1 protein-coding gene is annotated in these 275 nt (G+C 61.8%); it reads left to right on the top strand.

Annotated elements, in window-relative coordinates; all coding sequences use genetic code 11:
• Positions 1–275: 3-hydroxyacyl-CoA dehydrogenase family protein (locus AAEZ09_RS28210; protein WP_350601636.1), on the top strand; the 275-nt coding region annotated here is incomplete at both ends.

The following is a 275-nucleotide window of genomic DNA, read 5'->3' as shown; positions in this document are numbered from 1 at the left end:
GATCGAGACCGAAGCGCGCAAGGCCGGGATGCCAGTGGGGCCGCTGGCGGTGTCCGATGAAGTGTCCCTCAGCCTGATGAGCCATATCCGGCAGCAAACGGCCAAGGACCTGCAGGCCGAAGGCAAGGCCATGCCGAACCACCCGGCGACGGCGGTGATTGATCTGTTGGTCAACGAATACAAGCGCACGGGCAAGGCGGCCGGCGCTGGTTTTTACGATTATCCCGCTGGCAGCCAGAAGCATCTGTGGCCTGAGCTGAAAAACCGCTTTGAAC

This window comes from Pseudomonas sp. 65/3-MNA-CIBAN-0223, assembly GCF_040310425.1.
Classification (GTDB): Bacteria; Pseudomonadota; Gammaproteobacteria; order Pseudomonadales; family Pseudomonadaceae; genus Aquipseudomonas; species Aquipseudomonas gregormendelii.
This window is presented reverse-complemented; position numbering and strand designations above follow the sequence as displayed.